Below are 747 nucleotides of genomic sequence, written 5' to 3'. Positions count from 1 at the left end.
GCGGCAACCGCCTGGACCGCCTCCTCCGCCTTCACATCGCCGAATATCTGCACCTCGATCGGCCCCGATGCCAGCACCGGCTCCCACACGGCGCGAAAAGCCTGCGGCGTCAGCGCGGCGATTTCTTCGCGTGACGGCGTGCGGAACCGCACATCCTTGTCATGCAGCAACCAGTTGAGATCGCGCCCCAACACCGCGTCAGCCGATTGCGACATGGCATCATAAGCCAAAATCGCGCCGGTCTTCACCCGCTCGATCGGCGCAGGATCCCAGCCGGGCGCTGCCAGCTTGGTCGCGAACAGGCGCAACTGGTCGCGATAATCCGCTGGCCGGGTCACGGCCTGCAATTCGAAGGCATCATCGTCGATGCCGAACTCCATGCCCATGCGGCGGCCATTGGTCAGCTCGTCCAGCTCGCGCTGGCCCAGCTTGCCGATGCCGCTGGCGACCAGCGCATAGCCGCCTGCCCAACTCGCCACCGGCTTGGTCGGCGAAAAACTCTGCTGGCCATGACCAAAGCGGACGTTGATCCGCACCTTCTCCGTCTCGGCATCATTGGCGAACAGGGTCAGCTTCACGCCGTTGGAAAAAGTGATGCTCTCCATCCCCGGCAAACCAGTGGCCGTGCGTGACACGACCGTTGCCGGAGCGCCAAGCGCAGGCAGGTCATCCATCGTCACCGGCTTGTCGGCCAGCCGGACATTGGTCGCCGCCTTGACCGGGGCGGCAACGGCCGCGGCGAGACGA

Annotated in this window: 1 pseudogene; it reads right to left on the bottom strand. The window is 65.3% G+C overall.

Features of this window, described 5'->3' with window-relative positions:
- Positions 1 to 747, bottom strand: a pseudogene (locus tag IL54_RS02510) (insulinase family protein); the annotation flags it as partial.

Source organism: Sphingobium sp. ba1, assembly GCF_000743655.1.
GTDB lineage: Bacteria > Pseudomonadota > Alphaproteobacteria > Sphingomonadales > Sphingomonadaceae > Sphingobium.
This window is presented reverse-complemented; position numbering and strand designations above follow the sequence as displayed.